The organism is Streptomyces sp. NPDC059679, from assembly GCF_042734105.1.
In the GTDB taxonomy this organism is placed as follows: domain Bacteria; phylum Actinomycetota; class Actinomycetes; order Streptomycetales; family Streptomycetaceae; genus Streptomyces.
Window position 1 is genome coordinate 87,888 of record NZ_JBHWES010000039.1, and the last position, 21,099, is coordinate 108,986.

Genomic DNA, 21,099 nt, shown 5'->3' on the forward strand with positions numbered 1-21,099 from the left:
ATGCGTTGATGTTGCCCTTTCTGCGATCACTGCTGCTGGTTGTTCGCCCAATGGAGGGGACCGCGGCCCGTGGTGCCGGGCGTAGTTCGGCACCATGAGTCGGCGCAGCCGCCGATCGCAGAGCAACGCCGTCGATCTCCATGGCCAGAAGACCACCTCCCACCTGACCGAAAATCTCACCGGGAGCAATGTTGCGGGCGTGTGAAATACGCGGACGCGGCTCAGATCTGGCTAAGCTGTTGGTGGCGTGGGTAGGCAACGACGCTGAGGTCTGAAGCACGACCAAAAAGACTTCTAAAATCGGGGTGAATTTTTCGAATGCTGGCTGAATTCGATCACTATGGAGCGCCCTCCTGGTTCGACAAGACGCTGGCGACGGGGGGAGTTCGCGTATCATGAGGTACGAGATACTGGGCCCGTTGCGCGTGGTTGACGAATCTTCGGTCACCTCAATCAGCGCCCGGAAGATCGAGGTGCTGCTGGCCGCATTACTCGTGCGGGCCGACGAGGTGGTGAGCAGCGAAGATCTCGTGAAGGAGATCTGGGGCACCCGGGCACCACGGCAGGCCGTGGCGGCGCTCCATGTGTACGTGTCCCAACTCCGCAAGTTCCTCAGGCGCCCCAACCGCACCGAGAGCCCCATCGTCACCGCTCGCAGCGGGTATGTGCTGCGTCTCGGCGACGACGAGCTGGACTTCCATGTCTTCCAGGGGCTGGTGCGCCAGGGGCGGGTCGCGCAGCGGGCCGGGCGCACCCATGAGGCCTGCGAAGCCTACGAGGAGGGCCTTGAATTCTGGCGCGGGCCGGTCCTCGAAGACCTGCGCGACGGGGCGATCGTCAACGGCTTCGTATGCTGGGCCGAGCAGGCCCGGCTGGAATGCGTCGAGTCGTTCGTGGAAGCCGGTCTGGAAGTCGGCCGGCACCGTGAATTCGTCAGCTACCTCTATGCCCGTATAGAGGAGCTTCCACTCAACGAAGCGTTCTACCGGCAACTCATGCTGGCGCTCTACCGTTCGGGCTGCAGGGCCGACGCCCTGAATGTCTACCAGTCGGCGCGGGCCGTGCTGAGCGAGGAACTCGGGCTGGAGCCGTCCGCCGCCCTCAAGCGGTTGCATCACGCCGTGCTCGTCGACGCCCCGGAACTCGAAGCCGCATAGTCGAATCCCGTGCGCACCGCCGACTCGTCACGCATCCAGGAATAGCAGAACAGGGGGTAATTCGTGCGGTACGAGATTTTGGGACCTCTCCGTGTAGTCGACGAAAAGGGCGGTTCACCGCTCAGAGCGCAGAAACTCGCTGCCGTTCTCGCCGTCCTGCTGATCCGCTCGGATCAGGTCGTGATGGCGGAACAGCTCACCAGAGAGATCTGGGGCGAGCTGCCGCCGCGCCGCGACACCGCGAGTATCTACGTCTGCATTTCGCGGCTTCGCAAGTTCCTGAGCCGGCCGGGCCAGCAGAATCCCATCATCACCCGCCCCGGTGGATATATGCTGCGCAGAGCGTCCAGCGAATGCGATTTCGATGTCTTCCAGCAGTTGGTCGCGGAAGGCCGGAAGTGCGTCAGATGCGGGGAGCCCGCGCAGGCGGCCCTCTGTTTCGAGCAGGCCCTGGCGCTGTGGCGGGGCCCGGCGTTCAGCAACGTCCAGACCGGGCCGATCGTGGCCGGCTTTCTGAAGCGGCTGGACGAGATGCGCATCGAATGTGCGGAAATGTCGGCCGAGGCCCATCTTGAACTCGGCCGCCATCGGGAACTCGTCGGCCGACTGCGCTCCCTGGTCGCCGAGTTCCCGCTCCGGGAGACGTTCTATCGGCAGCTGATGCTGGCCCTCTACCGCTCCGACCAGAAGTCAGAGGCGCTTGGCATATACGAGTCCGCCCGGCGTGTTCTCGACAGGGAACTGGGGCTCGAACCCGGCCGGAAGCTCAGAGAGCTCCGGCACACGGTGCTCGCCTCGACCTGACGGAATCCACCAGGCGGACTCCACCTGGGCCCGAGCTCGCCGGGGGTTTCCTCGCATGCCGCGAGTGAACCCACCGGCGATGTTCCGGGCCCTTGCGGGCTTTGGTCACTTGTCTGCGGGCTTCCGCCACTTGTCGGGCTTCGGCCACTTGTCTGCGGCCGCTTGGCTGATTACTCGGCGACGTACGTCCGGCGGATCCATTCGAAGACCCGCAGATGCTGCCCGTGGTGCTCCACGAACTGGCCAGTGGGTTCGAAGTGTTCGTACGCGTTGCCGATGAGAAGCTTCAGGGTCGACTCGATGTCATCGACATACCGCGTGTGCGGATCGGCCAGCTCCGTGGGGCCGCCGCGCAGGATGACGTTGGGCGCAGATACGGACATAAAAGGCTGCATTCCCTTCGCTATACACCCAAGAGAAGGTTGGTATGAGGCGGAAAGCGCACCGATGGGCGACATGCTTCTTGCTCACAAAGGGCTTGTGGGGGCCCGACATGGGTGGGCTTCCAGATCATCCCGATCTGCTCCCCCGAAGCCACTGCGCTCGGTCCAGCCTAGAGGCGCCGGGTCATCCGGTGTGAGGGTCGTTCGACCGACAAAAAGGCTTCAATTCCCTCACGAATGGTGAGGTTTCCGCTATCGCCCCGTCACACCGATGGCCGCCGAGGATGGATGACCCATGTCGATTAGCTCACTGTCGCCCGGTATCGACCCGCCGGCCTCGGCGCGCCTACCCGGCTCGGCAGGGCCCTGGGCGCGCGAATACGTCGCGTTCAACCGGCGGTTGGCGCTCTACGGCCGCGCCGGGGTGATGAGCGCCTGCGCCGTACTGGGCGTGGCGGCCATGCCGGTGGACGAGATGGTGCCCGCGGCGGTGGTCGCGGCGGCCGTACTCGCCTGGAGCTGGATCCATCTGCGGCTCGCCACCACCTCTGCGATGCGGCAGAGGCCGCTGCTCGCCCTGGATCTGACGGTGATGACGGCGCTGTGTCTGAGCCAGCGGTACACGATCCCCGAGGCGCAGACCACGCATGCGGGCACATGGATCCTGGTGTCCGTCAGCTTCACGGCCGTGGCGTACCAGCTGATGCAGCCCCCGCTCACCGGGATACTGGCCACGTTATGGCTGTGCTGCGCGGATGTGGTGGGCACCGCGTTGCACCCACACCTCGAGTGGTCCGGTGTGCTGCGCAGTGTCATCTGGGTGGTGGTGAACATCGCCCTGGCCCGGGCCGTGGTCCGGCTGGTGTTCAGCGAGAGCCGGGCGGCCGACGAGGCGGCCGACCGGGCCGCGCGGGCGCGGCAGCAGGGGGAGGCGGCGGAGGCCCGCTGCGCCGCGGAGCGGGAACACCTGGCCGCGCTCCACGACACCGCCTGCGCGACCCTGCTGATCGCGTCCGCGCCATGGGCGTCCATGCGGGCGGAGACGCTGCGCGCCCAGGCCGCCAGAGATCTCGTCCGGCTGCGCGCCGAGCAGCCAGTGGCGGGGGAGGTGGACCTGGCCGCCGAACTGCTGGACGAGATCGCCGCACATCCCCTCCGCGTCATCAACACGTTCGACGTGGAACTGGGCACCACCTGGCGCCCCATCGCGGCGGCCCTGCGCGGCGGCCTCGGCGAGGCGCTGCGCAACGTGGCCCGGTACGCGGGCGTCGATGCCGTACGGGTCACGGCGGAGCGCGTGGACCATGTCATCGTCGTGACCATCACCGACAGCGGGGTGGGATTCGACCCGGAGCACATTCCCACCCAGCGGATCGGGATCAAGCGTTCGATCCGCGGTCGGATGTGGAACGTGGGGGGCCGCGCCACCGTCGAGTCCCGGCCCGGACACGGCACGACGGTGCGGCTGGAGTGGCCGCGTGGGTGAGGACTTCCGGCAGCTGATCACCCGTCACCAGCTCCGCGGCATCCGCGCCGGGGGGCTGGTCATCCTGGTTACGCTGCACATCGGGTCCGCGCTGCCCGGCCTGCTGGGCGGCCTGGGCGCCTACCCGCACCCCTGGATCCCGCTGGCCGCCTACGGCCTGCTCACGCTGATCCTCGGCGGCAGCGTCGTCCTCGGCCTCGACGGGCGCCCCTGGCCGCGCGGCTGGGTGCCCTGCGCGGTGGCCGGCACCTTCGCCGCCTCAGTGGCCACTACCAGCCAAGTCCCGGCGGACCACTACTTCGTCAGCTCCGTCCACTGGTCCTACTCGCTCGCGGGCTGGTTCACCGTCGTCCTGCTCGGCCACCGAGGGCCGCTGGCGTCCGGCGCCTGCCTCGGCGTCCATCTGGCCGTCACCGTCGGCCTGTTGCTGGCCGTCGAGGTGCCCTCGCGGTCCGCCGGGGCGAGCATGGCCCTGAGCGTCCTGTCCGCCGGCTGCTTCCAGATGACCATCGCCGCCGGCGCCAAGCTGCTCCTCGACAGCAGCGCGGCCATCGGCAAGGCCCTGCGTGCCCAGGAGCGGGTACGCACCCGTATCGCGGTCGCCCGGCAGATCCAGACGGACCAGCGCCGCCGGTACGCCGAGCTGAACGCCACCGTGCTCCCCCTGCTCACCGGGCTCGCCAGCGGCTCCCTCGACCCGGAGGACGACGAGGTACGGCGCGCCTGCGCGCTGGAAGCCGCCCGGCTGAGGCGGCTGTTCGCGGAGAGCGACTGTACGTTCGATCCGCTGGTCCACGAGATGCGCGCCTGTATCGACGTCGCCGAGCGCAATGGGACCACCGTGCAACTCGCCGTCCGCGGCGACCCCCTCGAACTGCCCCTGCCCCTGCGCCGCGCGCTTCTCGACCCGGTCATCGCCGCGCTGGCCGCCGCCGGGCAGACGGCCCGCGTCACCGTGGTCCGCGGCGGGGATCAGGTGCGGGTGGGCGTCGTGGTGGACGCGCTGCGGGACCAGTTGCCCGAGCCGACGGCGAACGGGATCCGGGTACGCACGGTCCACGCCGAGGACCGTCTCCTCGTGGAGGCCGCGTGCCGGATCACAGCTCGTCCAGAGCTATCAGACCGTCCTGAACCGCCCTGGCCACCAGCTTGGCCTTCGTGGTCGCCGGCCGGCCGGCGTTCGCGTACTTGATGCGCACCCGGTCCAGATAGGTGTTCACCGTGCGCTCCGAGATCCCCAGGCTCTGGGCGACCACTGCCTTCGACTCGGACTGGAACCACTCCACCAGCACCTCCACCTCCCGTACGGACAGCACGGGGCGGCTCTGCCGGGTGTCGCTGCCGAACGCGCCGGCCAGCGATGGGGGGGTATAGGGGATGTCCTCGGCGGCGGCCCGGATCGCCTTGACCAGGTGCCGCTGCCCCTCCGCCTTGGTGATGTAGGTGGCCGAGCCCAGATCCATGCAGGTCAACGCCGCATCCTGGCTGTCCCGCATGGTGTAGACGACGACCTTGCGCTCCTGGGCCACGAGCTCCTGCAACTCGTCGTACGCGGGCCGCCCGTTCTCCAGCAACAGATCCATGACCACGACATCCGCCCCCCGGCCCGGACCATGGAGGGCCACCGACACGCTCGCCCCCTCGGCGACCACGCTGATCGGTACGTCGGCTGCGGCACACCACGCCGAGATGCCCGCGCGCACCACGGGATGATCATCGACCAACACGACGCTGAGGGAAATCCCTAACTCCACACCCACCCACCCATTCGTGAGAGAACCTGTACAACGAGTAGACAAACTGACGTGCCTTGAGTTTTGTGGAATGGACCTGCTTGCTGTGATGCTTCACGTCATGCTTGAGGTTCCCGTGCAATCGGAGCCGATCCTGCTCAAAGGCTCCCCGGGTTTCACACCTCGGATGCGGAAGTGCGGCGAAAGATTCCGTTAATGAACGCATGTTCGACAAAGTGAACATATGTCCGGGTCGCGTGGGTGGGTGGAAGGTCGATCTGTGCGTAGCGGGATGAAATTGCCCATAAGCTCCGCAGCCCGGAAGGGATGCAGCGTATGAGCGCGACACGCGACACGCGGCACGGCACGAGGCATGGGTGAGGGCGTCCTGGACGCCGTGGGCCCGGACGGGAACGGGCAGGTGGTGCGGCCGCCGGTGCTGGGCGGGCTGCTGGCCACGACCGGTCGCCGGGCTGGAGCCGGCGCGCGGCGACGTGAGCATGTCCACGTTCATGGGCGTCCACTCGGTCCTGGCCATGGCGGCCTGATACCGGTGCATCGCCACCGCGGGCCGTCCCCGGGGTCCGCCGCCGACCCGTCAGCCGATGGGTTCCGGCATGGGGCGCACGTCGTAGGCGAGGCGGATGGTGTCGCCGGTGGCGGGGTCGCCCAGTTCCACGCGCCAGGCGTCGGCGAACTGGTCGACACCCGGGGCCATGGGGATGGTGCCGGAGATGAGGACGGTGCCTGGGGTGAGGGCGTCGCGGGAGCGCAGGACGTCGACCCAGTAGGCCGGGGTGAGAAGTTCGCCGAGGGTGCCGTGCTGGATCTCGGTCTCGGTGCCGTCGTGGGTGACCCAGGCGCGCAGGGTGAGGTCGTCCAGGCGTGGTTCGACGTCGGCGAGCCGCCAGGCGCGGCGGGCGAGGACGTCGGGGCCGGCGTTCTTGCTCCAGGCCACACCGTGCACCTCGAGGTCGCGGTCGGTGTGGTCGCAGGCGGCCGTGAGCAGCAGCTCGCCGTCGCCGGCCACGACGAGCGCCCACTCGGCCTCGCCGGAGGTGCGCCGGTGCTGGACCGCGACGCGGTCGATCTGCTGGGCGAGGTAGGGGGCGACGGGGTAGAGGGTCGGGGTCACGGAGGGGGTGGGCACGCCGAGCTCGGCGAGTTCGGCGATGTGCGCGGCGACGTCGTCCTGGCTGCGCCCGGCGTACCCGGCGTTGAGGACCTGGACGATGTCGATCTCGCGCGTCGATCCGTCCGGCAGTTCGAAGGTCAGCTCGGCCATGAGGGCACTCCCAGAGTTCGGGTGACGGTCCGCGGTGGTGGATTTCTCCGCGGTTAACTTCTTGCGCAGGGCTTGCGCATACGACCTGTATACAAGAAGTATGCCGGAAGGTCGATGTCTCCGAGCAAGGATGGGCACCATGCACGACACCACCAAGGACGGTCCGAGGGCCTCCGAGAGGCGCTCCGGCGTCCGCCGGGCCTTCGTCGCGAGCCTGACCGGCACAGCCCTGGAGTGGTACGACTTCGCCGTCTACTCCGCCGCGGCGGCCCTGGTCTTCGGCGATCTCTTCTTCCCTTCGGAGGACCCACTCACCGGCACGCTGCTGGCCTTCTCCACGTACGCGGTTGGCTACCTCTCGCGCCCGCTGGGCGGGGTCGTCTTCGGCCGACTCGGCGATGTGATCGGCCGCAAGAAGGTGCTGATCGCCACACTGGTCCTGATCGGCGTGGCCACCTTCCTGATCGGCGTCCTGCCCACGTACTCCACGATCGGGGTCGCCGCCCCGATCGCCCTGGTCGTGCTGCGGTTCGCGCAGGGCGTGGGCGTCGGCGGCGAGTGGGGCGGTGCGGTGCTGCTGTCCAGCGAGTTCGGAGACCCGCGCCGCCGCGGCTTCTACGCCTCCGCCGCGCAGGTGGGCCCGCCGGCGGGCAACCTCCTGGCCAACGGCGTCCTGGCCGCCCTCGGCGCGCTGCTGACCGAGGCGCAGTTCGAGGCATGGGGCTGGCGGGTGGCCTTCCTGCTCTCCGGCGCCCTCGTCGCCTTCGGCCTGTGGATCAGGGCGAAGCTGGAGGAGACCCCCGTCTTCAAGGCGATGGAGGCCGAGCAGTCCCGGCCCGAGGCGCCGATCCGCGAAGTCCTCACCACCCAGCCCCGCGCCCTGCTCGCCGCGATCCTCTGTCGCGTCGGCCCCGACGTGCTGTACGCCATGTTCACCGTCTTCGTCCTGACGTACGCCACCGGGGAACTGGGCATGTCGCGCGGTTCCGCCCTCGCGGCCGTCCTCATCGGCTCCTCGCTGCAGGTCTTCCTGATGCCACTGGCCGGTGCCGTCTCCGACCGGATCAACCGTCGCGTGCTGTACGGCTGTGCCGCGGTGGCCGCCGGTGTGTGGCCGTTCCTGTTCTTCCCGATGATCGGCGGCGGCAGCTGGATCCCGCTGGCGCTCGGCGTCGTGGTGGGCCTCGTGATCCACTGCTTCCTGTACGGGCCGCAGGCCGCCTTCATCGCCGAGCAGTTCTCGCCCCGGCTGCGCTACACCGGCTCATCGCTGGCGTACACCCTGGCCGGCATCATCGGCGGCGCCGTCGCCCCGCTGCTGTTCACCACCCTGCTGAGCGCCTACGGCAGCTGGCTGCCGCTGGCCCTCTACATCGCCGTCGCCGCGGCCGTCTCCCTAGCGGGGGTGTTCCTGGGCCGCGATCCCGACGCCGCCGTCGACGAGGACGCCCTGCTCGCCACACCGGCCGCGCAGGCCACGCCGGACGCCGTCCGACGTACTGCCGTCTGACCGCCTGCCGCCCGACCCACTGCCGTCCGACCCACTGAGGAGGAAGTATGCGGATCGCCCTGAGCCAGCTCACCACCGGCCCGGATCCGGGGAAGAACCTGCGGCTCATCGAGGAATGGGCACAGCGCGCCGCGGACGCCGGAGCCCGTGTCGTCGTCTTCCCCGAGGCCTCGATGGCCTGCTTCGGCACCCCACTGGCACCGCTCGCCGAACCCCTGCACGGACCGTGGGCCGACGGAGTACGGGAGATCGCCAGGGCCACCGGCACCGTCATCGTGGCCGGTATGTTCACCCCGGCAGACGGCGGCAAGGTGACCAACACCCTGCTGGCCACCGGCCCCGGCGTCGAGACGTCGTACGACAAGATCCACCTCTACGACGCCTTCGGCTACCGTGAGTCCGACACCGTCGCCGCGGGCTCGCGGACCACCGTCATGGATGTGGACGGCGTACGGCTGGGGCTGGCCACCTGCTACGACGTCCGCTTCCCAGAGCTGTTCCGGGCACATGCCGACGCCGGGGCGTCCGCGACACTGCTGGCGGCCTCCTGGGGAGCCGGGCCCGGCAAGCTCGACCAGTGGGAGCTGCTGGTGCGGGCACGGGCCCTGGACGCCACCCTCTGGCTGGCCGCCGTCGACCAGGCCGACCCCGGCACCGCCCCGGGAAGCGCGCCGACCGGTATCGGGCACAGCCGGATCGTCGGCCCCGACGGAACCGTGCGGCACGCCCTGGACGCCGAACCGGATCTGCTGGTCGCCGACCTCGGCATCGACGAGGTCACGGCCGTACGGAAGAACACATCGGTGCTGGCCAACAGGCGGCCGGAGGTATGGCAGTGAGCAAGCCGGAGCTGGAATTCCACCTGCCCGCCGGGCCGTGGACCACTACCGCGGAGACCGGTCCGGGCGTACGGGAACGCGTGCTGGCCGACGACCCCGACGGCGGCGGCCGGACCGTTCTGGTCCACTGGGCGCCCGGCACCGACACCTCGGCGCAGGGCGTGACACGCCACGACTTCTGGGAGGAGGTCTACCTCGTCGACGGGGCGCTGCACGACCTGACGCTCGGCGAGACCTTCACGGCGGGCATGTACGCCTGCCGCCCGCCCGGTATGCCGCACGGCCCGTGGACCTCCGAGAACGGCGTCACGATGCTCGTGATCACCTATCCCGGACCACCGGTATCCCGGACCACCGGCTAGTAGCCCTCGAGCAGCACCGTGAGCGTCGACTGCAGGTGATGGTCGATGGCGGCGCACGCCTGCCCGGCGTCACCGGCGGCAAGGGCGTCCACGATGGCCCGGTGCTCCTTCAGCACCGCCTCCTGTCGCCCTTGCTGGTTGAACACGGCCACAACCCCGGCCCGGACCTGGCGGCTGCGCAAGCCTTCGTAGTGCCGGTCCAGCAACGTGTTTCCCACGGCCGACACCAGCGCCGCGTGGAACTGGTGGTCCACCGCGATGAACTCCCGGGCCTGGCCGGGCCCGGTGAGTTCATCCTGCCGCTCCAGCAGCGACCGCAGCTCCTGCACCGGCACCCGTCCGGCGGTGACGAGCTGCTGCGCGGCATATCGCTCCACGATGCCCCGCAGCTCCATCAGCTCCCTGATGTCCCGCCCCGTCAGCGGCGACACCCGGGCGCCCCGCTTGGGCACGAGTTCGACCAGGTCCTCGGCGGCGAGCAGGAGCAGCGCTTCCCGGATGGGGGTGCGGGAGACCCCGATCCGGTCGGCGATCTCCTGCTCGGACAGGAACGCCCCCTGCATGCTGGGATCGGTCAGAACCGTGTCCTTCAGATACGCGTACGCCGTCTCCCGACCGGACGCCACCGCAACCCCCAGAAGCTCGCATACATAGCGTATACAGACGCTACCACGCGGGCCGGCGATGTCCGTCGCGCAAGGGCCCGCGGTGAGAGCGGCTGTGTTCAGGGGGACCCCGAACTCGGTCAGCACGGCACGGTCGGCGTGGCCGCGCAGCCCTTGAGAATCGCGGTGAACTTCGTATACGCGGTCGCGTAGTCGTCCGATGTCGATAATCCGACGGGGAGTGTTCGGACCGGTGATGGAGTTGTCACGGTGGTCCGGCCAGTTCACTCCGTGGAACTGGCCGGTACCGGAGGCTGCCGCCGGGGCGGCATGCGCAACGCCGCTGCCCACCACCCCGTACGGCATCAGAGCCACGACTCCCGCGCGGGGTCAGTCGGCACCACGCCGTCCGGAAGCGGAAGGAGCCGGTGGCCGGGCTGCGTTCGGGGCGTGCCGGGCCAGACGCCGCTCGACGGATGCCCAGGTGTCTCAGGTGACGGAAGAAGTGTGACTCTCTGGTGTCCACGCGGGTGTTTCCGAGTCGGGCGGCGAGTTGCCGTTCATGGCTCGTTCATGGCTATCCCAGGGCCGCGACCCAGGAAGTTCCGTTGCTGGTGGCGTCGCCCCGAAGGCGGTCACGGGCGGCGGTGTCGCCGTACAGGCCCCAGCGGAACCAGTCCAGGAAGGTGTTCTCGGTCTGGGCGTAGTACGGGTATTGCGGAGTCAGGAACGAGCCGTGGTCGGCACCGTTCTGAGTGAGGAACGCCTTCGGCGCGGGGAGTTCGTTGTACGCCTGCCGCGCCGAGTTGATGTTGCAGGTCCCGTCGTTGCTGCCGTGGATGAACAGCACCTTGGCGTGGAGGCCGGCGGGGTTGCCCATGTCCACGCAGGCGACCGGGACGGCGGCGACGATGCGGTTGTCCGGCCAGGCGGTGAGCAGGCCGTGGGTGGTCATACCGCCCATCGAGTGGCCGGATACCCCGACACCGGCCTGGGTGTCGATGTGTCCGGCGAATGGGCTGCCCGAGGCGCTGTTCAGCGCCAGTGTCCGGGTGAGGACCTCGGAGACGTCTTTCGACCAGTTGCCGTTGTAGACGCTGCCGATGTTGCTGTTGTCGGAGAACGAGGGAGCGGGGCAGATGAAGCCGGCGGCGGCCAGGTCGTGGGTCTGCGAGGAGTAGCAGTCGGAGTTGCACCCCATGCCGTGGCTCCACTCGGCGATGGGGAAGACGCCGCTTGCGATGGGGGCGTCCGGGATGGGGTTGCCGCCCGGGTTGCCGGTGGCGGCCGGGTAGAAGATCTTGGTGAGGAGCTGGCGTCCGCCGCGGGACCAGTTGAACTGCCGTACCCCGATGGCGAACTTCTGGGTGGGCGCCTGCCGCGGGGAGGCCGTCGGGGGTGCCAGGGTGCCGGCGACCGCTGTGCCGCCGAGCGCGGACAAGCCCACGCCCGCCGCTGCGGCCGTGCCGAGGAAGGTACGCCGTCGTATCGACATCGATGACTCCTGGTTGTGGATGAGGGGGGTGATGTGGTTGCCGGGCTCAGTCGCCTGAGCCTGTGAGCGATCACTCGCTGTCGTACGGGCCGGGCTGCGGCTCCGGCCCGAAAACGGATGCCGCTCCTGTCCCGCGGCGGATGGGCAGCACCTTGGCGGCGCTACTTCGAAGCTGTCGCGGCAAAGGCGGCGGTGAACCGCCACCAATTCATGTTGAGGAGATAGCCACTGCCACCGGTGAACCTCAGATACAGGTCCCGGGTGCCCGTCGCGCCGCTGACCGGGCAGGACACCGTCGTCCAGGTCTGCCACCCACCGGTGTTCGGCACACTGCACCGGCCCGCCACCGTCCCGCTGGGGCCGCCCAGGCGCAGTTCGACGGCGCTGCCGTCGACCGCCGAGGCCACACGTGCCGTGAAGGACGACGCACCCGCACCGAACCCGACGCCCTTGACCTTGATGTAGTCGCCGTTGTCGATGTATCCGACGTTCAGCCCTCCCTCGCCGGACGGTTCGGTCTCGACTCCGGACTCCCAGGCGATCGTCTCGGCTTCCTGACGTGTGTACGGATCGAGCGTGCCGACCTGAGGCGTCCCGGCGTTGCTCATGTTGATCGTCGGGATCGTGCCATCGGACTTGTAGGAGAACTTCTCAACCGCGACGGAGCGCGTGAAGCCGCCCCCGCCCGGGAGGGCGCCGTTGTGGTAGAAGAAGTATGAACTTCCCTTGAAGTCGGTGATCCCCGGGTGATTGGTGAAGCTGCCACCTTGCGTGGGCATGACCGTGCCTCTGTAGGTCCACGGCCCGGTCGGGCCAGGGGCGGTCGAATAGGCGATGAACTCCGAGCAGCACTTGGCCGCGAAGACGATGTAGTACAGGCCGTTGCGCTTGTAGACCCAGGGGCCTTCTTCGAACAGGGTGGGCCGATTGGCGTCTCCCGTACGGGTACCGAAGCCCGCGGTGGTGAGCGGGATCTTGGTGGGGCTGCCCGAGTAGGAGGTCATGTCTGCGTTCAGCTTGACGTACCACAGGTCCGGGTTGCCCCAGTACAGGTATGCCTGGCCGTCATCGTCAATGAAGACCGTCGGGTCGAACTGGCCGTTCTCCACCAGCGGATGACCGAGGGCGTCGCGGAACGGCCCAGTGGGGCTGTCGGCCACCGCCACGCCGATGGCCATCCGGCCGGTCGAGCGGTTCGTCACCGGCACGTACCAGTAGAACTTGCCGTTGCGGTAGACGGCCTGTCCCGCCCAGGCGTTGGTGGATGCCCAGCTGAAGGAGGTCAGGGCGAGCGGGGAGCCGTGATCGGTCCAGTTGACCATGTCGTCGGAGGACCACACCCGCCATTCCTTCATGGTGTAGTTGGTGGAGTTGTCCTCGTCGTGCCCGGTGTAGAGGTAGACCCGGCCGTTGTGGACCAGCGGCGCGGGATCGGCGGTGTAGATGGTCTGCACGATCGGGTTGTCCGCCCTTGCCGCGGTGGGCTGGACGACGGCGGGGACGGCGAAGGCCAGCATGAACCCCACCACCCAGGTGACTGCTCGTCCGAGTCTCCTGCTGGTCGAGAGCGGTAACGCTGGCGAAAGCGGTCGGGCGTAGGTCATCGTCGGCTCCAGAGGCACTGGTTGGCGCAGAGGATCGACAGCCGAGAGGGTCCCCGCCGCGACCAGGACGAGGGCGGCGGCCGGCTCCGAGTCGGAACGAGCTGGTCAGCGGTAGCCGGCGGCGACCACGTTGGCCTGGACGGCGTTCTCTGTCTGGTCGGACGGATAGCCCGCGACCATGGCGCCCTCGTAGAAGGTGCCGGCGCTGAGGTTGGCGCCGCCGCCGGGCTTGCAGCAGTCGCCCCCGCTGCCCAGGACGATGGCGCCCTGCTTCTTCATGGGGCTGTAACCGCTGGGCAGGGTGCCGTCCCAAAGGGTGGTCAGGCTGCCGGACTGGGCGTCGCTGCCCTTGATGGCGAAGCGGGAAGTGCCGTTGTTCTTCAGGGTGGCGGTGACAAACTTGCTGGTGAAGGCCCGCTGCTTGGGGTTCCAGGACTGGCTTCCACCCGGGTACAGACCCCATTCGAGGTCCGCCTGGACCCACGGGCCGCTGCCGGAACATCCGCCGAACCAGCACGAGGTGCTGAAGTTGATGGCGTCCATGGCACCGGCGGCATCCGCCTTCCGCGTGGTCTCGCTGTTGCCGTAGTCGAAGCAGCAGCCGTTGTTGACGTGCTTGCCGCTCGTCACCATGTACATGCCCTCGGGGCTGCTGCCAGTGGGGATGCCGGTGGCGTGGCCGTCGCGCCAGTAACTGTTGCCGGGGTTGATGTACAGGGAATAGGCCTTGCTGCCGCCGGCCGTCAGGGATTCGGAAGTCGCCTTCGCGGGGCTGCTCTGAGTGGAGCCGGGGACCTGGCTGGACCCTTGGTACCACAGGTGGTTGCCGCGTCCGGACTGGTCGTAGACGACGGTTATCACGCAGGTGGCGCCGGAACAGAACGAGTCCTGGGCAGCAGCGTTGGCGACGCCACCGGCGCCGAGGACGCCGATGTCCCGGGTGGCGTTGTCCGACGAACGCCTGACCTGGTACAGGTTGCCCCCATAGGATCCGTAGAGCGCGCGGACCGTACTGTGCGCGGCCACACACGGGGTTCCACCCGAGGCGTAGATGTCGCACGGCCCGGTGCCGGCTGCCGACGCCGACACCGGCCAGGTGGCCACGGTCGCCAGCACTGCGATCGACATCAGCGCCGAGCGTGCGGCAACACCCACGGGCGAATGCCGCCTGCGGCGCTGTGGCGCGGACGGGGATGCTGACGAAGGCTGCATGGCTCTCCTCCTGGAGGGACGTGTCGACGATGGCGCGGTGAGCGGCCACGTCGCGGACACTGTCAGACCATGCACATGACAAGACGACCGTCTGTGCGCGTGTCTGCGGAGCCCACGAGCAGCGTGATATTCGAGATCTCGAACATTGGTCGTACTCTCGGATAGGCAGGATCGTAGAGCGGCCCTGAGGTTTGTCAACCCTTTCGGTGACGAGAGGGATGGCGACCCGCCGGCCGCGACCGGTCGGCCAGGTCAGCCGAAGACCCGGCGCTGGATCTCACGCCGGTAGTCCTCGAGGGTGTTGTCAAGATGGGTCATGGCGGCCCGAGCCGCCGCCTCCGGATCGCCGTCCCTGATGGCCCGGCAGATCGCGGCGTGTTCCTCCACGGCTTCCGCGGCATGGCCGCCGACCGTGCCGTGCAGTCCGATCGTGCTGGACTGGCGCTGCAGCCGGCGCGCCTCGCGTACCGCCGCGACGAGGAACGGGTTGTGTGAGGCGGTGGCGATGCCGATGTGGAAGTCGTCGTCACCGCGGTCGAACAACGCCCGCTGCCTCGTCACATACCCCTCCCGGCACATCTCTTCCGCGGCCTCGATGGCACGCAACTCGGCAGGTGTCGCCCGGGTGGCGGCCAACCGGCTTGCTGCGGCTTCCTGTACTCGCCGGAACTCGAAGAGCTGGTAGACGTGCTCCAGGTCGGTCGGCAGGAAGGGGCTTCCCCAGCGCGAGGAGCCCAGCAGGCCCTCGTCGTCCGACACATAGAGGCCGCGCCCCTTCTGCACGCGCACCCGCCCGATCGCAGAGAGGATCTTCACCGCCTCCCGCACCACCGTGCGGCTCGTGCCCAGGCGGGAGGCCAACTCGTTCTCCGTCGGCATCCGGTCGCCCGGATGCAACTGCAACTCGGCGATGAGCTGGAGGATCTGCTCGGCCACGAGCTCGTACCCGGGGCGGTAGGCGCTCGTCGACTCGGCATGGCGCCGCGGCGAGGGCGTCATGTGGCCGGTCGCCGGTACGGGCTTCCCGTCCAACCGCTTACCTCCTCCAGAGCAGGGGGCATATGCCCGCTGATCAGCCGCGCCCCATCCTTCAAGAGCATATACCTGGCCATATTCGCCACATTCGAAAAATGTATCCGATCTATTCGCGGAGACGGCGGAGCGAATTATCCGCAAATGAGGCAGTAAAGCTGCATCGTCAAGTCGTCGGCGCCGAAGAATATTGGAAATAGGCTTACTCATCCCGTTGACTGCGCCCTATACGGGCAGTTTTTATGTGTGACCAAGTCGACGTTCTGTCCGCAGTACTCCGGGAGGCCCGTACGCCCCTGCCCCGGACTGGGTCACGGGCCCGGGCAGGAGCAGCAGCGTCCGCCTGCCGGGCCACGTTCTTCCGCCGGCCGACACGAACACTGAGTGGAGTCGCTCATGACAGCGAAGGTCCGCGCGGTCGGCGCCAGGAGATATCCAACGGTCGGGGTCGATTCCTCCCGGTCGGCTCCGCGGGTGACGCCTTCACTCCGGAGCTCCACCTGTGGGTGGGCAAGCGCGGGACCACCTGGACACCCTGGCGCCGGTCACTCCAGGGCTGACCGCGGGCAAGGGCAGGGCATCGTCTCAAGGCTGTCGGCCCGGGAGGACGTGATCGTCAACTACGCAAACGCCGACGGGTGCAAGGCGACCCGGTGAGCGGGCCGACCACGGGAGCCGACCGCTTGGCGCACCCCTGACACACAGAACTTCCCGACGGCCGCAAGAAACTTCCGGTTCTCCCCCACCGTCGATGTCCTGTTCGTCGTGGGACTGGCGCTGTCGCCGCACCGGCTGGCGCCCGCACGGCGTGGGCGTTCCCCAGCCAGCCCACTGTCACCTCACCTTCTCACCCCCGAGGATGCTCATGTTCCGCCAACCAGGAAAGGCACTGGTCGCCCTCACCGCGGCCCTCACGGCCTTCACCGGGGCCGCGCTGTCCACGGCCCACGCGGACGCCGGGACCGCGGACATCGCCAGGATCGTCGTGGCGCACGGAGGCAATGATCGCAACGCCGGCACGGCTGACCACCCCGTTGCCACCCTTGCCAGGGCGCGGCAACTCGCCCGGTCCCTGTCCGGTACGTCCGACGTGGTCGTGGAGCTGACGGGCGGCACTTACCGCCTGACGGAACCATTGCGGCTCACCGGCGCCGACTCGGGGCGCAACGGCCACACCGTCACCTGGCGGGGGCGGTCCGGGCAGACCCCCGTTCTGTCCGGCGCGCTGCGGGTGACCGACTGGAAAGTCCATGACGCCGCGGCGAACATCTACGCCGCACCAGTACCCAAGGGAGCGGATTCGCGCCAGCTCTACGTCGACGGCGCCAGCGCACCCCGCGCCTCGATCACGATCTCGCGCAACGACGTCCGGGTCACCAAGTCCGGGCTGACCATCGTCAATCCTGCCCTGAACTACCTCTCCTCATTGCCCCGGCAGAACCGGATCGAGGTGGAGAGCCAGAACTCCTTCACCGACCGCTTCGCACCCGTCCAGAGCATCGACGGCACCACCATCACGATGCAGCAGCCGGCGTGGAACAACAACAACTGGGGCTACGACACCCTCGCCAAGCCCTTCGCCGGCGGCACCCTCATGCTCCAGAACTCCTACTCCTTCCTCAAAACGGCCGGGCAGTGGTACCTCGACGGGGACGCCGGCCAGCTCTACTACAAGGCACCGGCCGGCAAGAACCCCGCCGACAGCGACGTCGAGTTGCCACAGCTCACCTCGCTGATGCAGATCGGCGGCACCTACGACAACCCGGCCCACGACATCACCATCCAGCACATCCGCTTCGAGTACTCCACCTGGCTCCAGCCGGGCACCTCGATCGGCTACGCCAACCAGCAGAACGGGACCTTCCTCGCGGCTGCCCATCAGCAACCGAACGACTTCCTCACTTCGTGCCAGTCCGGCTGCCCGCTGTTCGAGGCGGCGCGTAACAGCTGGCACCAGATCCCCGCGGCCGTACAGGTCTCGGCCGCGCGCGGCATCACCTTCACCGACAACACCTTCACCCATCTCGGCCAGGTAGGTCTCGGCATAGGCAACGACGCCAACGCCCACGCCTCCGGCGTCGGTCTGGGCGCGTCGAACATCACCGTCCACCACAACACCTTCGCCGACGATGCCGGCGCCGGCATCGTGGCCGGCGGCGTGCAGCCCGACGCCCACCACCCGTCCAACCCCGCGATGGTCAACAAGGACATCACGATCAAGAACAACCTGGTGACCAGGGTCGCCGAAGACTACAAGGACATGTCCGGCATTCTGTCCACCTACGTCACCCACGCGGTCATCGAGCACAACGAGGTTTCCGACCTCGCCTACGACGGTATCGACGTCGGCTGGGGCTGGGGCTGGGGAGCCAACGACCCCGGCGGCAGCACGGACTACAGGAACCGGGGCCTGTACAACTACCAACCGGTCTACCGCACACCGACCACGTTGTCCGACAACTCCGTGCGATACAACCTCATCCACGGCACCAAGAAGGTCTTCCACGACGGCGGCAGCCTGTACAACCTGTCAGCGAGCCCCCGCACCGTCATCGAGGGCAACTACATCTACGACAACCGCAACACCGTCGGCCTCTACCTGGACGAGGGCTCACGCTATGTGAAACTGTCGCACAACGTGATCCGGGACTCCGGGGTGTGGGCCTTCACCAACGCCAGTTCCACCAACAACACCAACGACAGCACTTTCGCGGAGAACTGGTACAACACCGGCGCGACCCAAGTGGCGACCGGCTCACCACACAACAACGTCCTGAGCGGAAACATCCAGGTGAGCGGCGGCAACTGGCCGACGGCCGCACGACAGGTCATGGACCAGGCCGGCATCGAGCCCGGCCTACGGTCCTCCATCGTCCGCTGAGGACAGGGTCTGTCCCGCCCAGCGAGGCCCGCGTCAGCTCGACCAGGAATCTGGCCGCTGTGGTGCGCCGGGCAGAGCCTGTAGGCCATCAGTACGTAGTACGTGTCCGAGGGGTGACACGCACCATACGTACACGCCCGTCTTGTGCGGAGAGCTGCACCTGCCGTAGCCACACGTTCAAGTCCTCGGCAATGCCCAGACGATCTCTGCGAGCGGGGCATCCGGCCCCGCTCCGGATCAACGGCCACACCGGGCCAGCCGCGTCACCGACCTCCCCGGCCAGAACACTCAGGTCCGCCGGGGACCGGCCGGTGGCCCGGCCACGGGGCGGGGTTCAGGCCACGTAGTGGCGCCGTTCCAGCGTTTCGCGACGCGCTGCCGCTCAGGGGCGAGCGGTGCGCGAGGAGGAGATCCCGCGCAACCTCGCCCGTAACGTCCGCACCGGCATACCGCTACGCGGCTCCTGGAACAGGGCGTCGAACTCGTCGTGATCAAGGAACTCCTCGGCCACGCCCACATCGGCGTCACCGGCACCGTCTACGCCCACGTCCGACTCCGCTTCCGGCGCGACGCCATCGACCTCGGCGCCGCGTTCGTCGGCCCTGAGACCACCGAGACGGTACGCTCCGACGGCGATGAACCGCTTCTGTGCGCCGCTGGCGTCCGCTGAAGTTGCCGTCAACTACTGCCGTCAAACACCAGATCAGCCCCGCCAAGCACAGCTCGGCGGGACTGATCTTTGCCACTGCATGGTCCTTCTCATGGTGCATCCGGGTCGAATCGGATATCAAATCCCATGCGGCCCGTAAGCATCAACGCTATGGAACCCGATACTTGAGATCCATCAGAAAGAACCGAAGAACCGGTCCCACCAACTCGGCTCCCCAGAGCCGTGGAAACGTAGAAGAGTGGATCCGTCATAGCGACTTGTGAGAAGTTCTTCCGGAATCGTGACGTACCCCGATCCAGCAAGAGCTTGCTCTACCTTCTCAAGGTCACTCGCGTCGAGCTCGCCTTCAGCGCGCGCTTCATCCGTACCCAAGAAGGCGCCAGGGTTATCGGCCGCCACCATTGCCACTGGCTTGAACTTGCTCACCAGGACAACGATCCTCGTCCCGCAAACTGTGGCTTCCCCTGGCACTTCGATTCGTCCGTACTGAGCGGAGTCCTGGATGTCTCGATCGATCTCACAAGACGTCGAGAAGCGAGAACCTACCTGCACAGCCAGACGGCTGAATGAAGCTGCAGCATCTGCTGCATTATAGTTGGCCGGCGCTTCTGGCCATTCGGGATCATCCAGACGATGCAACATTTTCATCAGACTCGCATCTCTCTCCATGATCCTCCAATCATCGCAGATGCCACACACGGATCGATTGAACTATTTCCTCAGTGCGGGAACGCAGTGAGCACCTTTCCAGTGAGAGGTTCGTAACGCACCAGAATTGTCACCCCTCCCACGGTCCCGATCACATTTTGAACCGCAGGTTCGCCCTTCCTGGTCTTCAGGGTTCTCTCGGCATGTACAGCAGATCCCTTGTACCAGGTCCTTTGGCTATTTGGACTCGTCACCACGTCAGCGACAGCATCCAGAATCCGGTCATCGGACCACCCCTTCGGGAAAGCGTCCTTACCCGCCGCCCCCGGGTACCTGTGGCCATCAAGGATGTGATCCGACCTCTCGTCACCGATCAGCTCCCGGCCAATTCCACAGCCGCCATTGCTGTTGTGAACCAGGACCGGTGTCTGTCCAGCGAGCACATAGAGGTCATCTCATTTGGCGAGTCTGTGGTAGCAGATGAGGGTGCAGGCGATGCTGGTGAAGGCCAAGAAGTGGACGGCCTTGCGTTCGTAGCGGCGGTGCAGACGGCGGCATCCGGCGAGCCAGGCCATCGTGCGTTCGATGGTCCAACGATGCCGCCCCAGCCGCTTGGAGGACTCGATGCCTTTGCGGGCGATGCGGTGCCGGATGCCGCGCCGACGTAACCATCGGCGCAGGTGGTCGTAGTCGTAGCCCTTGTCGCCGTGGAGCTTGGCCGGCCGTCGTCGGCGCGGACCGCGACGGGAGCGGATGGGCGGGATACCGCGCACGAGTGGCTCGAGGGCCTGGCTGTCGTGCAAGTTGGCGCCCGAGATGCCGATGGAGACGGGCAATCCGGTCCGCTCAGTGATCAAGTGGATCTTCGAGCCCTTCTTGCCCCGATCCACAGGATTCGGGCCCGTCAGGTCCCCCCTTTCAGGGCCCGCATGTTCACGGAGTCGATCGCACACCGCGACCAGTCCAGCTCGCCGCGCGAACCGAGCTCGTCCAGGACCAGGCGATGCAGCTTCGCCCACACGCGGGCCTTCGACCACTCCATAAACCGGCGGTGAGCGGTGGCACCAGACGGGCCGAACACCGGAGGGACCTGCGCCCACGTGCAACCCGTGGTCGCCACGAAGATGATCGCGGCCAGCACCTCACGATCTCCGTACCGACGCCGGCCACCACCCTGCGGGCGGGTCGGCACCTCCGGAACCACCCGCTGGAACAACTCCCACAGCCCGTCCGGCACCAGACGTTCGACCATCAACACACAGCCAGGCTACCGGTACTCCCAAATGAGATGACCTCTAAGACCGTGTCCTATGTGGTGAGGCGGACGAGGCGCTTGTAGCAGCAGATGGCGGCGGCGAGTCCGAGAAAGGCCAGGTAGTTGCGGGGATGACGC

The 21,099-nt window shown here is 67.6% G+C and carries 18 protein-coding genes and 1 pseudogene; 9 read left to right on the forward strand and 10 right to left on the reverse strand.

What is annotated here, in order from left to right; translation table 11 throughout:
- Positions 1 to 395: 395 nt before the first annotated feature.
- Together ACFV2X_RS33190 and ACFV2X_RS33195 are read left to right on the forward strand one after the other, a co-directional pair.
- Positions 396 to 1,157: a BTAD domain-containing putative transcriptional regulator gene (locus tag ACFV2X_RS33190; protein ID WP_385623707.1), complete on the forward strand. Its 762-nt coding sequence runs from the start codon at positions 396 to 398 to the stop codon at positions 1,155 to 1,157.
- 63 nt (positions 1,158 to 1,220) lie between these two features.
- Positions 1,221 to 1,961 (forward strand): BTAD domain-containing putative transcriptional regulator, encoded by a 741-nt coding sequence (locus ACFV2X_RS33195; RefSeq protein WP_385623709.1) that lies wholly within the window; start codon positions 1,221 to 1,223, stop codon positions 1,959 to 1,961.
- A 170-nt stretch (positions 1,962 to 2,131) separates the two neighbouring features.
- Here the strand turns inward: ACFV2X_RS33195 and ACFV2X_RS33200 are convergent, their stop codons facing one another.
- Complete coding sequence (locus tag ACFV2X_RS33200) at positions 2,132 to 2,344, reverse strand: DUF5988 family protein (protein WP_385623711.1); 213 nt, start codon at positions 2,342 to 2,344, stop codon at positions 2,132 to 2,134.
- Between the two features lie 295 nt (positions 2,345 to 2,639).
- On the opposite strand from ACFV2X_RS33200, the gene ACFV2X_RS33205 reads away from it, so the two are divergent.
- On the forward strand, positions 2,640 to 3,830 hold the full coding sequence (locus tag ACFV2X_RS33205; RefSeq protein WP_385623714.1) for a sensor histidine kinase: 1,191 nt from the start codon (positions 2,640 to 2,642) through the stop codon (positions 3,828 to 3,830).
- Positions 3,823 to 5,022, forward strand: a complete 1,200-nt coding sequence (locus tag ACFV2X_RS33210; protein ID WP_385623717.1) for a hypothetical protein — start codon at positions 3,823 to 3,825, stop codon at positions 5,020 to 5,022. The genes ACFV2X_RS33205 and ACFV2X_RS33210 overlap by 8 nt, the downstream gene beginning before the upstream one ends.
- Here the strand turns inward: ACFV2X_RS33210 and ACFV2X_RS33215 are convergent.
- On the reverse strand, positions 4,928 to 5,557 hold the full coding sequence (locus ACFV2X_RS33215; protein WP_385623720.1) for a response regulator: 630 nt from the start codon (positions 5,555 to 5,557) through the stop codon (positions 4,928 to 4,930). The genes ACFV2X_RS33210 and ACFV2X_RS33215 overlap by 95 nt on opposite strands.
- A 604-nt stretch (positions 5,558 to 6,161) precedes the next feature.
- Entirely contained in the window at positions 6,162 to 6,848 is a 687-nt protein-coding gene (locus ACFV2X_RS33220; RefSeq protein WP_385623722.1) for a DUF2848 domain-containing protein, read from the reverse strand.
- Positions 6,849 to 6,987: 139 nt separating this feature from the next.
- On the opposite strand from ACFV2X_RS33220, the gene ACFV2X_RS33225 reads away from it, so the two are divergent.
- From ACFV2X_RS33225 to ACFV2X_RS33235, 3 genes are read left to right on the forward strand one after another with little or no spacing between them, the layout of a single operon-like run.
- Positions 6,988 to 8,358 carry an MFS transporter gene (locus tag ACFV2X_RS33225; RefSeq protein WP_385623725.1) on the forward strand — a complete coding sequence of 457 codons (1,371 nt, stop codon included), beginning with the start codon at positions 6,988 to 6,990 and terminating at the stop codon, positions 8,356 to 8,358.
- A 47-nt stretch (positions 8,359 to 8,405) separates the two neighbouring features.
- Positions 8,406 to 9,197 carry a carbon-nitrogen hydrolase family protein gene (locus ACFV2X_RS33230; protein ID WP_385623727.1) on the forward strand — a complete coding sequence of 264 codons (792 nt, stop codon included), beginning with the start codon at positions 8,406 to 8,408 and terminating at the stop codon, positions 9,195 to 9,197.
- On the forward strand, positions 9,194 to 9,559 hold the full coding sequence (locus ACFV2X_RS33235) for a cupin domain-containing protein (protein ID WP_385623730.1): 366 nt from the start codon (positions 9,194 to 9,196) through the stop codon (positions 9,557 to 9,559). The genes ACFV2X_RS33230 and ACFV2X_RS33235 overlap by 4 nt, the downstream gene beginning before the upstream one ends.
- On the opposite strand, the gene ACFV2X_RS33240 is transcribed toward ACFV2X_RS33235, so the two are convergent.
- From ACFV2X_RS33240 to ACFV2X_RS33260, 5 genes are all read right to left on the reverse strand, one after another.
- The gene (locus tag ACFV2X_RS33240) at positions 9,556 to 10,185 is read right to left on the reverse strand and encodes a GntR family transcriptional regulator (RefSeq protein WP_385623746.1); all 630 of its coding nucleotides are present in this window, start codon (positions 10,183 to 10,185) and stop codon (positions 9,556 to 9,558) included. The two genes, ACFV2X_RS33235 and ACFV2X_RS33240, sit on opposite strands and share 4 nt — an antisense overlap.
- Positions 10,186 to 10,741: 556 nt before the next feature.
- Positions 10,742 to 11,659: an alpha/beta hydrolase gene (locus ACFV2X_RS33245; protein WP_385623733.1), complete on the reverse strand. Its 918-nt coding sequence runs from the start codon at positions 11,657 to 11,659 to the stop codon at positions 10,742 to 10,744.
- 161 nt (positions 11,660 to 11,820) lie between these two features.
- A complete protein-coding gene (locus tag ACFV2X_RS33250; protein WP_385623749.1) occupies positions 11,821 to 13,185 on the reverse strand; it encodes a glycoside hydrolase family 43 protein in 1,365 nt (454 codons plus the stop codon).
- Positions 13,186 to 13,368: 183 nt separating this feature from the next.
- Positions 13,369 to 14,673, reverse strand: coding sequence for an arabinofuranosidase catalytic domain-containing protein (locus ACFV2X_RS33255; RefSeq protein ID WP_385623736.1), 1,305 nt, complete (start codon positions 14,671 to 14,673; stop codon positions 13,369 to 13,371).
- 54 nt (positions 14,674 to 14,727) lie between these two features.
- Positions 14,728 to 15,474 (reverse strand): FadR/GntR family transcriptional regulator, encoded by a 747-nt coding sequence (locus ACFV2X_RS33260; protein ID WP_385623752.1) that lies wholly within the window; start codon positions 15,472 to 15,474, stop codon positions 14,728 to 14,730.
- Positions 15,475 to 16,372: 898 nt separating this feature from the next.
- On the opposite strand from ACFV2X_RS33260, the gene ACFV2X_RS33265 reads away from it, so the two are divergent.
- The gene (locus ACFV2X_RS33265; protein WP_385623738.1) at positions 16,373 to 18,388 is read left to right on the forward strand and encodes a right-handed parallel beta-helix repeat-containing protein; all 2,016 of its coding nucleotides are present in this window, start codon (positions 16,373 to 16,375) and stop codon (positions 18,386 to 18,388) included.
- Positions 18,389 to 18,842: 454 nt separating this feature from the next.
- Positions 18,843 to 19,058: pseudogene (locus ACFV2X_RS33270) on the forward strand (site-specific integrase); the annotation flags it as partial.
- Between the two features lie 174 nt (positions 19,059 to 19,232).
- Here ACFV2X_RS33270 and ACFV2X_RS33275 read toward each other — a convergent pair.
- Positions 19,233 to 19,727, reverse strand: coding sequence for a hypothetical protein (locus ACFV2X_RS33275; protein WP_385623741.1), 495 nt, complete (start codon positions 19,725 to 19,727; stop codon positions 19,233 to 19,235).
- A 434-nt stretch (positions 19,728 to 20,161) separates the two neighbouring features.
- Positions 20,162 to 20,958 (reverse strand): IS5 family transposase gene (locus ACFV2X_RS33280; protein ID WP_385623754.1). Its coding sequence is split into 2 segments (ribosomal slippage): positions 20,162 to 20,625 and positions 20,625 to 20,958, totalling 798 coding nucleotides; the frame shifts between segments, so codons are not numbered across the junction.
- Between the last annotated feature and the right edge of the window lie 141 nt (positions 20,959 to 21,099).